11 protein-coding genes are annotated in these 13,148 nt (G+C 71.2%); 8 read left to right on the plus strand and 3 right to left on the minus strand.

Annotated elements, in window-relative coordinates; all coding sequences use genetic code 11:
• Positions 1–60 precede the first annotated feature (60 nt).
• The 4 genes from AB0M67_RS35025 to argF all read left to right on the plus strand — a co-directional run bounded on the left by AB0M67_RS35025 (position 61) and on the right by argF (position 4,597).
• Positions 61–984, plus strand: a complete 924-nt coding sequence (locus AB0M67_RS35025; protein ID WP_365751611.1) for an LLM class F420-dependent oxidoreductase — start codon at positions 61–63, stop codon at positions 982–984.
• A 70-nt stretch (positions 985–1,054) separates the two neighbouring features.
• Positions 1,055–1,966 carry a homocysteine S-methyltransferase gene (gene mmuM / locus AB0M67_RS35030; protein WP_365751612.1) on the plus strand — a complete coding sequence of 304 codons (912 nt, stop codon included), beginning with the start codon at positions 1,055–1,057 and terminating at the stop codon, positions 1,964–1,966.
• A 270-nt stretch (positions 1,967–2,236) separates the two neighbouring features.
• Complete coding sequence (locus AB0M67_RS35035; protein ID WP_365751613.1) at positions 2,237–3,469, plus strand: arginine deiminase; 1,233 nt, start codon at positions 2,237–2,239, stop codon at positions 3,467–3,469.
• 105 nt (positions 3,470–3,574) lie between these two features.
• Positions 3,575–4,597, plus strand: coding sequence for an ornithine carbamoyltransferase (gene argF, locus AB0M67_RS35040; RefSeq protein ID WP_365751614.1), 1,023 nt, complete (start codon positions 3,575–3,577; stop codon positions 4,595–4,597).
• Positions 4,598–4,685: 88 nt separating this feature from the next.
• Here the strand turns inward: argF and AB0M67_RS35045 are convergent, their stop codons facing one another.
• Positions 4,686–5,093 (minus strand): ATP-binding protein, encoded by a 408-nt coding sequence (locus tag AB0M67_RS35045; RefSeq protein ID WP_365751615.1) that lies wholly within the window; start codon positions 5,091–5,093, stop codon positions 4,686–4,688.
• Between the two features lie 346 nt (positions 5,094–5,439).
• Here AB0M67_RS35045 and AB0M67_RS35050 point away from each other — a divergent pair, with 346 nt between their 5' ends.
• Positions 5,440–6,273 (plus strand): enoyl-CoA hydratase family protein, encoded by an 834-nt coding sequence (locus AB0M67_RS35050; protein ID WP_365751616.1) that lies wholly within the window; start codon positions 5,440–5,442, stop codon positions 6,271–6,273.
• Positions 6,273–8,564 (plus strand): bifunctional salicylyl-CoA 5-hydroxylase/oxidoreductase, encoded by a 2,292-nt coding sequence (locus tag AB0M67_RS35055; RefSeq protein ID WP_365751627.1) that lies wholly within the window; start codon positions 6,273–6,275, stop codon positions 8,562–8,564. The genes AB0M67_RS35050 and AB0M67_RS35055 overlap by 1 nt, the downstream gene beginning before the upstream one ends.
• On the opposite strand, the gene AB0M67_RS35060 is transcribed toward AB0M67_RS35055, so the two are convergent.
• Positions 8,551–9,399, minus strand: coding sequence for a PaaX family transcriptional regulator C-terminal domain-containing protein (locus AB0M67_RS35060; RefSeq protein ID WP_365751617.1), 849 nt, complete (start codon positions 9,397–9,399; stop codon positions 8,551–8,553). The two genes, AB0M67_RS35055 and AB0M67_RS35060, sit on opposite strands and share 14 nt — an antisense overlap.
• 9 nt (positions 9,400–9,408) lie before the next feature.
• Positions 9,409–11,136, minus strand: coding sequence for an AMP-binding protein (locus AB0M67_RS35065; RefSeq protein ID WP_365751618.1), 1,728 nt, complete (start codon positions 11,134–11,136; stop codon positions 9,409–9,411).
• A 125-nt stretch (positions 11,137–11,261) separates the two neighbouring features.
• Here AB0M67_RS35065 and AB0M67_RS35070 point away from each other — a divergent pair, with 125 nt between their 5' ends.
• Both AB0M67_RS35070 and AB0M67_RS35075 read left to right on the plus strand, forming a co-directional pair.
• Positions 11,262–12,533 carry an acyl-CoA dehydrogenase family protein gene (locus AB0M67_RS35070; RefSeq protein WP_365751620.1) on the plus strand — a complete coding sequence of 424 codons (1,272 nt, stop codon included), beginning with the start codon at positions 11,262–11,264 and terminating at the stop codon, positions 12,531–12,533.
• Positions 12,530–12,928 carry a RidA family protein gene (locus tag AB0M67_RS35075; protein ID WP_365751621.1) on the plus strand — a complete coding sequence of 133 codons (399 nt, stop codon included), beginning with the start codon at positions 12,530–12,532 and terminating at the stop codon, positions 12,926–12,928. Before AB0M67_RS35070 ends, AB0M67_RS35075 begins: the two co-directional genes overlap by 4 nt.
• Positions 12,929–13,148 lie beyond the last annotated feature (220 nt).

Below are 13,148 nucleotides of genomic sequence, written 5' to 3' on the forward strand. Positions count from 1 at the left end.
AGAGCAGGAACGGCAGGGAGGTCAAGGGGGAGCCCTGCCCGAAGGTGCAGGATGGAGGACATGGATCTTCGAATCTTCACCGAGCCCCAGCAAGGGGCGAGCTACGAGACACTGCTGACCGTGGCCAAGGCCAGTGAGGACCTGGGCTTCGACGCGTTTTTCCGTTCCGATCACTATCTGAGGATGGGGTCCGCCGACGGGCTCCCCGGGCCGACGGACGCCTGGATCACCCTGGCCGGGCTGGCCAGGGAGACCAAGCGGATCCGCCTCGGCACGCTGATGACGGCCGGTACGTTCCGGCTGCCGGGTGTGCTGGCCATCCAGGTCGCCCAGGTGGACCAGATGTCCGGCGGCCGGATCGAACTGGGCCTGGGCGCGGGCTGGTTCGAGGAGGAGCACAAGGCGTACGGGATTCCGTTCCCCAAGGAGAAGTTCGCCCGGCTGGAGGAGCAGCTGGCGATCGTGACCGGCCTCTGGGCCACGGAGACCGGCCGGACCTTCTCCTACGACGGCACGTACTACCAGCTGACCGACTCACCCGCGCTGCCCAAGCCCGCGCAGAGCAAGGTGCCGATCCTGATCGGCGGCCATGGCGCGAAGCGCACACCACGACTGACCGCGCGGTACGCGGACGAGTTCAATCTTCCCTTCGCCTCCATCGAGGACACCGAGGCACAGTTCGCCCGGGTGCGGGCGGCAGCCGAGGCCGTGGGGCGCGAGGCGGACGATCTCGTGTACTCGAACGCGCTGATCGTGTGTGTCGGCAAGGACGACGCGGAGGTGGCCCGCCGGGCCGCCGCCATCGGACGGGAAGTGGCGGAGCTGAAGGTGAACGGACTCGCGGGCTCGCCCGACGAGGTGGTCGACAAGATCGGGCGCTACGGCGCGGTCGGCTCGTCGCGGATCTATCTCCAGGTGATGGATCTGGACGACCTCGACCATCTGGAGCTGATGTCCTCACAGGTCCAGTCCCAGCTGAACTAGCTTCGTTCGGTGACCGGGGCAGGGACAGGGCCTGGTCCCTGTCCCTGCCGTACCGCGTACTGGAGCGACCGTGAAACCCATCCGCACACTCGCCGCCGCCCTCGCCGGAGGGACCCTCGTTCTCGACGGCGGTCTCTCCAACCAGCTCGCCGCGCAGGGCTGCGATCTCTCCGACGACCTCTGGTCGGCGCGGCTTCTCGTCGAGGGCCCCGAGCAGATCGAGGCGGCCCACGCGGCGTATGTGCGGGCGGGTGCGCGGGTGTTGATCACCTCCAGCTATCAGGCGACATACGAGGGGTTCGCGCGGCGCGGGGTGTCGCGCGACACGGCGAGCGCGCTGCTGGTCCGCAGCGTGGAGCTGGCGCGCCGGGCGGGCGCGGCGGAGCGGGACGAGGTGTGGGTGGCGGCCTCGGTCGGTCCGTACGGCGCGATGCTCGCCGACGGCAGTGAGTACCGGGGCCGGTACGGACTGTCGGTGCGGGAGCTCGACCGGTTCCACCGGCCGAGGATCGAGACCCTCGCCTCGGCCGGTCCCGACGCGCTCGCGCTGGAGACCGTCCCGGACACCGACGAGGCGGAGGCGCTGCTGCGGGCCGCCGCCGGCTGCGGGGTGCCGGTCTGGCTCTCGTACTCCATCGAGGGCGAGCGCACCCGGGCCGGACAGCCGCTCGCCGATGCCTTCGCCCTGGCGGCGGGCGACGACCAGGTGATCGCGGTCGGGATCAACTGCTGCGAGCCGGGAGACACGGACGGCGCGGTCGAGCTGGCCGCCTCGGTGACCGGCAAGCCGGTCGTCGTCTATCCGAACAGCGGGGAGGGCTGGGACGCGGGGACGCGGAGCTGGCGTGGGGACGAAACGTTCGATCCGTCCAGGGTGCGGTCCTGGCAGGCGGCGGGGGCGCGGCTCGTCGGGGGCTGCTGCCGGGTCGGGCCGGAACGGATCTCGGAGCTGAGCGCGCTGACCGAAGCGGAGGCACGCTGAGGGCCCAGCCTCCGGAGCCACCGTGGAACCACCGGGTTCTGTGCCCGCCGCCGAGTCAGCTGACCGCTGCCGTGGCGTATGTGGGCAGCGTCAAGCCCGTGTTGGCGGCGCGGCCTTCGTCGCCGGTCAGCGCTTCGGGGTCGCGCAGGGCCCGCGCAACCCACGCAACCCGCGCTGAGCACCGCCACCGTTGGCGAGGGCGAGTCCGCGTGCACGCGGACTCGGTCGTTCGCCGGGTGAACCGTGCTCCATGCGGTGAGGATGGGAGACATGGGATTCCATGTCGACTCCGAGGCCGGGCGGCTGCGCCGCGTCATACTGCACCGCCCGGATCTGGAGCTGAAACGCCTCACACCCGGTAACAAGGACACACTGCTCTTCGACGACGTGCTCTGGGTACGCCGCGCCCAGGAGGAGCACGACGCGTTCGCCGCGCTCCTGCGCGACCGGGGGGTCCGGGTACATCTCTTCGGCGATCTGCTGAGGGAGTCCCTGGACCTCCCGGCGGCCCGGCGGCTCGTTCTGGACCGGGTGTTCGACGAGAAGGAGTACGGCCCGCTCGCCACCGGCCATCTCCGGGCGATCTTCGACGAACTGCCCACGGACCGGCTGGTGGAGGCGCTGGTCGGGGGGATGACCAAGCGGGAGTTCCTGGAGCAGCACGCGGAGCCGGTGTCCGTACGCTTCCACGCGATGGAGCTGGACGACTTCCTGCTCGACCCGCTGCCGAACCATCTCTTCACCAGGGACACCTCGGCCTGGATCTATGACGGCGTGAGCATCAACGCGATGCGCTGGCCCGCCCGGCAGCGCGAGACCGTGCACTTCGAGGCGATCTACAAACACCACCCCCTGTTCACCGGGCCCGCCGCCGGGGCCTTCCACCACTGGTCGGAGGGGCAGGACGACTACCCGTCCACCATCGAGGGCGGAGACGTCCTGGTCATCGGCAAGGGGGCCGTACTGATCGGGATGAGCGAGCGCACCACCCCGCAGGCGGTCGAGATGCTGGCGCGCGGGCTCTTCGCGGCGGGCTCCGCCACCACGATCGTGGCGCTCGACATGCCCAAGCGTCGGGCGTTCATGCATCTCGACACCGTGATGACGATGGTCGATGGCGATACCTTCACGCAGTACGCGGGCCTCGGCATGCTCCGCTCGTACACCATCGAACCGGGCGGCGACGGCCGGGAGCTCAAGGTCACCGACCATCCGCCGGAGCATATGCACCGTGCCATCGCCGCGGCCCTGGGGCTGGCGGACATCCGGGTGCTGACCGCCACCCAGGATGTGCACTCGGCGGCGCGCGAGCAGTGGGACGACGGCTGCAATGTGCTCGCCGTCGAGCCCGGCGTCGTCGTCGCCTACGAGCGCAATGTCACCACCAACACACATTTGCGGAGACAGGGCATCGAGGTGATCGAGATCCCGGGCGGCGAGCTGGGCCGGGGGCGGGGCGGGCCGCGCTGTATGAGCTGCCCGGTGGAGCGTGACGCGGTGTAGACACAACGGCGCGATGGGCTGTATAGCGATGCAGGTCGTCGTATATAGTTCCAGTGTCCGGTATCTTCGCCACTCTTCGCGACTCGCGCCCCAGGAGCAGCCATCATGGCCATACACCTCGAAGGCCGCCACTTCCTCAAGGAGCTGGACTTCACGGCCGGGGAGTTCCGCGGTCTGATCGAACTGGCCGCGGAGCTCAAGGCCGCGAAGAAGGCGGGCGCCGAGGTCCAGCGGCTGCGCGGCAGGAACATCGCCCTGATCTTCGAGAAGGCATCCACCCGCACCCGCTGCGCCTTCGAGGTGGCCGCGGCGGACCAGGGCGCCTCCACCACCTATATCGATCCGGCTGGCTCGCACATCGGGAAGAAGGAGTCGGCGAAGGACACCGCCCGGGTGCTCGGGCGGATGTTCGACGGTATCGAGTTCCGCGGAGACGCCCAGGAGACCGTCGAGGAACTGGCCGCGTACGCCGGTGTCCCGGTCTTCAACGGCCTCACGGACGCCTGGCACCCCACGCAGATGCTCGCCGATGTGCTGACGATGACCGAGCACACCGACAAGCCGCTGACGGAGATCGCCTTCGCCTATCTCGGGGACGCCCGCTTCAATATGGGCAACTCGTATCTGGTCACCGGCGCCCTGCTCGGCATGGACGTACGGATCGTCGCGCCGCGCGCCTACTGGCCCGCGGACGACATCCTCGCCCTGGCCCGCGAGGCCGCCGCGAGCAGCGGGGCGCGGCTCACCCTCACCGAGGAGATCGCCGAGGGCGTGGCGGGCGCGGACTTCGTGGCCACCGATGTCTGGGTGTCGATGGGGGAGGCCAAGGAGGTCTGGGACGAGCGCGTCAAGGCGCTCGGTCCGTACGCCGTGACGATGGACGTGCTGCGCGCGACGGGCAACCCCGACGTGAGGTTCCTGCACTGTCTGCCGGCCTTTCACGATCTCGGCACGGCGGTGGGCCGGGAGATCCATGCGCGGCACGGTCTGACGGAGCTGGAAGTCACCGACGAGGTCTTCGAGTCGACGCACTCGGTCGTCTTCGACCAGGCCGAGAACCGGATGCACACCATCAAGGCCGTGCTGGTGGCGACGCTGTCCGGTTCCGGGAGCGGCGCGGTCCAGTAGAGCGGCCGAGTGGAGCGGACCGGCGGACTGGTCCGGCGGGCAGCCCCGCGGAGTGGCCCGGCGGGCAGCCCGGCGGAGTGGCCTGGATTCAGAACGCCGGAAGCGTGAACCAGACCGCCTTGCCCTGATCCGTGGTGCGGTGGCCGCAGGCCGAGCTGAGCGTACTGATCAGCAGCAGGCCCCGGCCGCCCTCCTGCCATGGATCCGGCATCGTCCCCGGGTGCGACAGATTGCCCGGCGGAGCCGGGTCGCAGTCGTGCACCTCGACCTGGCAGCCGGTCGGCAGCAGCTCCACGACCAGCTCGATCGGATCGCTCCCCGGGGTGTGCTGGATGGCGTTGGCGACGAGTTCGGCGGTGAGCAGCTCCGCCGTGTCGCTGTGTGTCGGCTCCGTCAGATGTGCCAGAGCGTCACGGACGAGGGCGCGCGCCATCGGCACGGCTTCGACCGTGTGGGGCAGCGTGACTCTCCAGGGGGAGTCCCCGGCTTCTGGCATGGCGGGCGATCCGATCAAGGCACACGTACGGCAGGGGGTGCGGGGGTAATTGCTATCACGTTCAACCATACGGAGCGTGAGCGGGTTAACAAGAGGCGCCGGCCCGCCTGACACGGGACCAATGGCCCTTGCCCATCGGGACCTTTGACGGCGTACGGGTGGTATCTCGCGGAATTGTTACGAAAGGGGCGCGAACGCGTCGCGGGCCCGTCACGAGCGTATCGCGCACTCGTGACGGGAGTCAGATTTAGGTGATACCTTTTCGTGGCGCTGAAGCTCGCCGAGGCCGTGGAGGACGTCGCGGTCGCCGAGGTTCGTTGAGGTTCGCCGAAGGAGGTCGCACTCCATGAGCCCGTTCACCGGCTCCGCGCCCCGCACTCAGGAATGGCGCCATCTGCGACTGGCCCGGGACCCGGACACCGGGGTCGCGACCGTCACCCTCGCCCGCCCCGCGAAGCTCAACGCGCTCACCTTCGGCGCCTACGCCGATCTGCGCGATCTTCTCGCCGAGCTGTCCAGGGAACGCTCCGTACGGGCCCTCGTCCTGGCAGGCGAGGGCCGCGGTTTCTGCTCGGGCGGCGATGTCGACGAGATCATCGGTGCCACCCTCGCCCTGGACACGGCCCGGCTCCTCGACTTCAACCGGATGACCGGTCAGGTGGTCCGGGCGATCCGGGAGTGCCCCTTCCCGGTGATCGCCGCCGTACACGGGGTCGCCGCGGGCGCCGGCGCCGTCCTCGCGCTCGCCGCGGACTTCCGGATCGCCGACCCCTCCGCGCGCTTCGCCTTCCTCTTCACCCGGGTCGGCCTCTCCGGGGGCGACATGGGCGCGGCCTATCTGCTGCCCCGCGTGGTCGGGCTCGGGCACGCCACCCGGCTGCTGATGCTCGGCGAGCCGGTGGCCGCCGCCGAGGCCGAACGTATCGGGCTGATCAGCGAACTCACCGGCGAAGGCCGAGCCAACGCGCGCGCCGCCGAGCTGGCCCGCCGGCTCGCGGAAGGCCCGGCCCTCGCCTACGCGCAGACCAAGGCCCTGCTCACCGCCGAGCTCGATATGCCGCTCGCCGCCGCCGTGGAACTGGACGCCGCCACCCAGGCGTTGCTGATGACCGGCGCGGACTACCGGGAGTTCCACGCCGCCTTCACCGAGAAGCGGCCCCCGAAGTGGCAGGGCCGCTGATGGCCCGCGTCCCGCGCGTCGCGGTCATCGGCGGCGGACCGGGCGGGCTCTACGCCGCCGCCCTGCTCAAACGGCTCGACCCCGGCCGCGAGATCACCGTCTGGGAACGCGACGCGCCCGACAACACCTTCGGCTTCGGTGTCGTGCTCTCCGACGAGACACTCGGCGGTATCGAGCACGCGGACCCCCTCGTCCACCAGGCGCTCCAGGCCGAGTTCGTACGCTGGGACACGATCGACATCGTGCACCGCGGCCATACGCTCACCTCCGGCGGCCATGGCTTCGCGGCGCTCGGCCGCCGTCGGCTGCTGGAGATCCTGCACGAGCGCTGCGCGTCCCTCGGCGTACGGCTGCGCTTTCGCACCGAGGCCCCGCCCGCCGCCGAACTCGCCACGGCCCACGACCTGGTGATCGCCGCGGACGGGGTCCACAGCCTCACCCGCGAGGCCCATGCCGAGGTCTTCGCCCCCACGATCACCACCCACCGCTGCCGCTATGTCTGGCTCGCCGCCGACTTCGCCCTCGACGCGTTCCGCTTCGAGATAGCCGAGACCGAACACGGTGTGATGCAGCTCCACGGCTACCCCTACGCGAACGGGGCCGCGGGCGCGCGGAGCACGGTCATCGTCGAGATGCGCGAAGAGGTCTGGCGGGCGGCCGGATTCGACGGTCTCGACGAACGGCAGTCGGCGGAACGCTGCGCCAAGATCTTCGCCGACGCGCTCGGCGGACGACCGCTGCGCGCCAACGCCTCGTCCTGGAGCGCGTTCCGCACCGTCGTCAACGCGCGCTGGAGCCACGGCAATACGGTCCTGATCGGCGACGCCGCCCACACCGCCCACTTCTCCATCGGCTCCGGCACCAAGCTCGCCGTCGAGGACGCCCTCGCGCTCGCCGCCTGTATCGAGGAGCACCCGGAGCTTCCGGACGCGCTCGCGGCGTACGAGAGCGAGCGCCGCCCGGTCGTCGAGTCCACCCAGCGTGCCGCCGCCGCCAGCCTGCGCTGGTTCGAGGAGCTGGCCACCTACACCGACCAGCCGCCGCACCAGTTCGCGTTCGGGCTGCTCACCCGCAGCCGCCGGGTCACCCATGACAATCTGCGGCTGCGCGACCCCGGCTTCACCCGGACGGTGGAGCGGGACTTCGGCTGCCCGCCCGGCACCCCGCCGATGTTCACGCCCCTCCGGCTGCGCGGGCTGACCCTGCGCAACCGTGTCGTCGTCTCGCCGATGGACATGTACTCCGCCGTGGACGGTGTCCCGGGCGACTTCCATCTCGTGCATCTCGGCGCGCGCGCCCTCGGCGGCGCGGGACTCGTCATGACCGAGATGGTGTGTGTCAGCCCGGAGGGGCGTATCACCCCGGGCTGCGCCGGTCTCTACAACCGGGAGCAGGGCGACGGCTGGCGCCGGGTCACCGACTTCGTGCACGCGCGGTCACCGGGGACGGCCATCGGCGTCCAGCTCGGCCACGCCGGGCGCAAGGGCGCCACCCGCGTGATGTGGGAGGGCATGGACGAGCCGCTGCCCGCGGGCGGCTGGCCGCTCGTCGCCGCCTCACCGCTGCCGTACCGCCCAGGCGTCAGCGACATCCCGCACCAGCTCGACCGCCGTCAACTCGACACGATCCGGGAACAGTTCACGGCCGCCGCCCGACGGGCCCAGCGCTGCGGTTTCGATCTGCTGGAACTGCACTGCGCCCACGGCTACTTGCTCTCCGGCTTCCTCTCCCCGCTGACCAACCGGCGTACCGACGCCTATGGCGGCTCGCTCACCGCCCGGCTGCGCTTTCCGCTCGAAGTCTTCGACGCCATCCGCGCGGACTGGCCCGACGACCGGCCCATGACGGTCCGGATCTCCGCCACCGACTGGGCGCCGGGCGGTACCACCCCCGAGGACGCCGTGGAGATCGCCCGCGCCTTCGTCGCACACGGCGCCGACGCGATCGATGTCTCCACCGGCCAGGTCGTCGCCGACGAATGGCCCGAGTTCGGCCGCTCGTACCAGACCCCGTTCGCTGATCTGATCCGTAACACCCTGTCCGTCCCGGTGATCGCCGTGGGGGTCATCTCGTCCTGGGACGATGTCAACTCCCTGCTGCTCGCGGGCCGTACCGATCTGTGCGCGCTCGCCCGCCCCCATCTCTACGATCCGCAGTGGACACTGCACGCCGCCGCGGCCCAGGGATACGAGGGCCCGGCCGCGCCGTGGCCGCCGCCGTACCGCGCGGGCAGCCGCACACCCCCGGCCGGCCGCACCGACGACCCGAAGCCGCGCCTCACTCTTCGGTGACCGGCCGCTCCACGAACGCCAGACCCCTGTCCCGCAACCGGGAGTGCAGCCGGGTGAAGACCTCCGCGGACCGCTCTCCCGGCCAGTTCTTCGGAAGCAGCTCGGCGGGCAGACCGGGATCCGCGTACGGCAGCTGCCGCCAGGAATCCAGGGCCAGCAAATAGTCGCGGTACGCGTCCTGCGCCGAGCCGGAGTCCCCGGGTTCGTTCGCGTGCGACTCCCGGCCCTCCCAAGCGCGCAGCACCGGCTCGTGCGCGTCGAGGAACTCCTCGTGCCGGGTGGCGATCGCGTCCAGATCCCACCAGCGGGCCACGGCGTCGGCCGTCGCCTCGAAGCCCAGATGGCGCCCGCTGAACAGATCGACATAGGAGTCGAGCCGCAGTCGCCGCAGGGTGTGCCGGGTCTCCTCGTACAGCCGGCCCGGCGCGATCCAGACCCCGGGCGCCGCGGTTCCGAAGCCCAGCCGGCCCAGCCGGGAACGCAGCAGATGGCGCTTGTGGCGCTCGGACTCGGGGACGGTGAAGACCGCCAGGACCCAGCCGTCGGACAGCTCGGGCGGGGGCCCGGCGTAGATCCTTCGGTCTCCGTCGTCGAGCAACTGGCGCGCCTCGGCCGACAGCGCGTATCCGGCCGCGCCCCGGGCCGTACGCTCCGGGACCAGCAGGCCACGGCGTTTGAGCCGGGAGACCGAGGAACGTACGGAGGGCGCGTCCACCTCCAGGACCCCCAGCAGACGGATCAACTCCGCCACGGCGAGTGGGGTGTCGTCCGGTGTGCGCCCGTACGCGCCGTACAGAGTGACGATCAGGGATCGGGGGGTGTGCTGCTCGGCCACGTGATCACTTTAGAGCCTCTCCGGCAGGGTCCCGGCTCCGTCGGTGGCCTGGCCGGGACCCGGAACCCGCAGCCGGAAGCGCTGGAGTTTGCCGGTGGGGGTACGGGGGAGCGCGTCCAGGAAGACGACCGCGCGCGGGCACTTGTACGGGACCAGCCGTGCCCTGACGAACTCCCGCAGCGCCGCGGCGGTTGTCTCGCCGCGTTCCACGCCGTCGCGCACCACGACATACGCCGCGACGATCTGGCCGCGCAGTTCGTCGGGCAGACCGACCACCGCCGCCTCGACCACATCGGGATGGGCCAGCAGTGTGTCCTCGACCTGTGGTCCCGCGATGTTGTACCCGGCCGAGATAATCATGTCGTCCGCGCGGGCCACATAGCGGAAGTAGCCGTCAGGCTCCCGTACATAGGTGTCGCCGGTCAGATTCCAGCCGCCCCGGACATACTCACGCTGGCGTGGATCAGCCAGATACCGGCAGCCCACCGGGCCGCGTACGGCCAGCAGTCCCGGCTCGCCGTCGGGCACCGGCGCGCCCGAGCCGTCCAGGACGCACGCCTGCCACCCCGGCACGGGGACTCCGGTGGTGCCGGGCCTGATCGCGTCGTCCGCCGCGGAGATAAAGATATGGAGCAGCTCGGTCGCCCCGATGCCGTTGATGACCCGCAGCCCGGTGTGCTCCCGCCATGCCTGCCAGGTGGCCGCCGGCAGATTCTCGCCCGCCGAGACACAGCGGCGCAGGGAGGAGATGTCGTACGGGCGCGTGGTCAGCTCGTCCAGCATCAGGCGATAGGCGGTCGGCGCGGTGAACAGGACCGACACCCGGTGCCGGGCGACCGCCGCCAACAACTGGGCGGGCCGCGCCTGTTCGAGCAGTAACGCGCAGGCCCCGGCCCGCATCGGAAAGACCACCAGACCGCCGAGGCCGAAGGTGAACCCGAGTGGCGGGCTGCCCGCGAAGAGGTCGTCGGGCCCGGGGCGCAGCACCTGTCGCGAGAAGGTGTCGGCGATGGCGAGAACGTCACGGTGGAAGTGCATGCACCCCTTGGGCCGGCCCGTCGTCCCCGACGTGAAGGCGATCAGCGCCACATCGTCCGCCGCCGTCTCCACCGCGGTGTATCGCGTCGGCTTGTCGTCCGTCAGCCGCAGCAGATCGTCCGCCGAATCCGCGCCATAGGTCGTGATCCGCAGCCCCGGGATTCTGGCTTCGATCAGCTCGTCCACCGACCTGATGTCACACAGGGCGTGGCCGATCCGTGCCATCTCGCCCATGGTGGCCAGCTCCGCCGCCCGCTGCTGGGCCAGCACCGTCACGGCCACCGCGCCCGCCTTGAGCACCGCCAGCCAGCAGGCCGCCAGCCAGGGCGTGGTCGGCCCGCGCAACAGCACCCGGTTTCCCGGCACCACGCCCAGATCGGTGGTGAGGACATGCGCGATCCGGTCGACGCGCCCGCGTAACTCCCCGTACGTCCAGACCTCCCCGCCGGGCCCGCGGAAGGCGGGCCGGTCCGCGCCGAAGCGTTCGACCGTACGGTCCAGCAGCTCGGCCGCGCAGTTCAACCGGTCGGGATAGCCCGGAGAGATGGGACGGCCGGGGGAGTCAGGCACGGAAGGGGAATCCGGCGGGGACGGGGAGTCCGGCGCGGACGGAAGGGGAAGGAGCCGGGGCCACTGGTCCGCGGGCGGCAGCTGGTCGCGCGCGAAGGTGTCCCGGTGGGCCGACGGTGTCAGCTCCATGGTGCGCCCCCTTGCGGTGGTGGGGTCGTCCATCGAGGTGCTGTGGTGGGCTCGCCCATCGAGCGTATCGTGAAGATGACGACAGTCAACGGTCCGCGATAGACGCGCTGGAAGTGGGGGCCCGGATGCCCGTATTCTCGCTCGATCCGGAACAGAACGACTGGTGCGCACGGCTGCGCGCCCTCGCCGTGGAACGGCTGCGCCCGATCGCCGAGAAGGGCGAACCCGGCACGGTCAACCGTCCGTTGATCGCCGCCCTCGGGGAACTCGGCCTGCTGGAGCGGCTGTTCGGTGCCGGGGCACTGGAGCTCTGTCTGCTGCGCGAATCCCTCGCCCAGGGTTGTACGGAGGCCGAGACCGCGCTCGCGCTCCAGGGCCTCGGCGCGTACCCGCTCGTCCTGGCGGGCACCGGCGGGCAGCGCGCTCGCTGGCTGCCCGAGGTGCGCGCGGGCCGCGCCGTGGCGGCCTTCGCGCTCAGTGAGCCGGGCGCCGGATCCGATGCCGCCGCGCTGGCCCTGCGGGCCGTTCCGGACGGCGAAGGCTGGCTGCTGACCGGCGAGAAACGCTGGATCTCGAACGCCCCCGACGCCGACTTCTACACCGTCTTCGCCCGCACGGACACGGGAGCCGGCAACCGTACCGGGACCGGGACCGGGACCGGCTCGGGCTCCGGGATCGGCACCAGCACCGGGACCGGGACCGGCTCGGGCTCCCGGACCGGAGCCCGTGGGGTCACGGCCTTTCTCGTCCCCGCCGACCGTCCCGGGCTCACCGGCACCCCGATCGAGATGCTCTCCCCGCACCCCATCGGCGCCCTCGCCTTCGACGCCGTACCCGTGACCGGCGACGATGTCCTGGGCGAGGTGGACCACGGCTTCCGGGTGGCCATGGGCACCCTGAACCTGTTCCGCCCCAGCGTCGGCGCCTTCGCCGTCGGTATGGCACAGGCGGCGCTGGACGCGGCCCTGGAACACACCGCTGAGCGGCGGGCGTTCGGCGGCCCGCTCAGCCAACTCCAGTCGGTGGCACACCAGATCGCGGAGATGGCCACCCGTACCGAGGCGGCGCGGCTGCTCGTGTACGCGGCGGCCACCGCGTACGACACGGGCGCCCCCGATGTGCCGCGGCGCTCGGCCATGGCGAAGCTGTTCGCCACCGAGACCGCGCAGTATGTCGTCGACGCCGCCGTCCAGTTGCACGGCGCCCGCGCCCTCCAGCGCGGCCATCCGCTGGAGCATCTCTACCGCGAGGTCCGAGCGCCGCGGATCTACGAGGGCGCCACCGAGATCCAGCGCACCATCATCGCCAGGGAGTTGTACAGCCCCTCACGCCAAGAGCAGAAGGAGCAGGAGCAGCAGCACGAGCAGGAGCAGCTGGGGCGGGGGCGGCAGCGATGAGTCTGGAGCGCCTCAACCCCGACGGGCTCTCGCCCGCCACCGGCTTCTCGCACGCCGTCACGGCCACCGGCGGGCGGCTGGTCCTGCTGGCCGGGCAGACCGCGCTCGACGGAAGCGGCGCCGTGGTGGGGGAGACGCTGCCCGCCCAGTTCGAGACCGCGCTCGGCAATCTCCTCACCGCGCTCGCGGCGGCGGGTGGCGGGCCGGCGGATCTCGCCCGGGTGACCGTGTACGCGACCGATGTCGCCGACTACCGCGCCCACACCGCCGAACTCGGCCGGGTATGGCGCCGGCTGGCCGGGCGTGACTATCCCGCGATGGCGGTCATCGGGGTCGTACGGCTCTGGGACGAACAGGCGCTGGTCGAGCTGGACGGTATCGCCGTACTGCCCTGACCGGCGTGGCCGTTGGCGGGGGCCGCCCGCCTCTCGTAGCCGGGATACACCGGTACCGGTGGTCCGGCCCCATGGACAGCCCCCTCGGAGCGACGGCCGGTCAGGTGGGGATGGGCTAGGTAGGGCTAGGTGGGGATGGGTTTGGTGCGGGTGCAGTTCTTCCATTCGACCCAGGGGCGGGCGCCGCCGCTCTGTGGGCCTTTGGCGTAGGTGGGGTCGC

This window comes from Streptomyces sp. NPDC051662 (assembly GCF_040681655.1).
Taxonomy (GTDB): domain Bacteria; phylum Actinomycetota; class Actinomycetes; order Streptomycetales; family Streptomycetaceae; genus Streptomyces.

Excerpts from the sequence above, each read along its gene's own strand:
- AB0M67_RS35070 (WP_365751620.1), top strand. The coding sequence starts at position 11,262 with ATGCCCGTATTCTCGCTCGATCCGGAACAGAACGACTGGTGCGCACGG.
- AB0M67_RS35075 (WP_365751621.1), top strand. The coding sequence starts at position 12,530 with ATGAGTCTGGAGCGCCTCAACCCCGACGGGCTCTCGCCCGCCACCGGC.
- AB0M67_RS35055 (WP_365751627.1), top strand. The coding sequence starts at position 6,273 with ATGGCCCGCGTCCCGCGCGTCGCGGTCATCGGCGGCGGACCGGGCGGG.
- AB0M67_RS35065 (WP_365751618.1), bottom strand. The coding sequence starts at position 11,136 with ATGGAGCTGACACCGTCGGCCCACCGGGACACCTTCGCGCGCGACCAG.
- argF (WP_365751614.1), top strand. The coding sequence starts at position 3,575 with ATGGCCATACACCTCGAAGGCCGCCACTTCCTCAAGGAGCTGGACTTC.
- AB0M67_RS35045 (WP_365751615.1), bottom strand. The coding sequence starts at position 5,093 with ATGCCAGAAGCCGGGGACTCCCCCTGGAGAGTCACGCTGCCCCACACG.
- AB0M67_RS35025 (WP_365751611.1), top strand. The coding sequence starts at position 61 with ATGGATCTTCGAATCTTCACCGAGCCCCAGCAAGGGGCGAGCTACGAG.
- AB0M67_RS35050 (WP_365751616.1), top strand. The coding sequence starts at position 5,440 with ATGAGCCCGTTCACCGGCTCCGCGCCCCGCACTCAGGAATGGCGCCAT.
- AB0M67_RS35035 (WP_365751613.1), top strand. The coding sequence starts at position 2,237 with ATGGGATTCCATGTCGACTCCGAGGCCGGGCGGCTGCGCCGCGTCATA.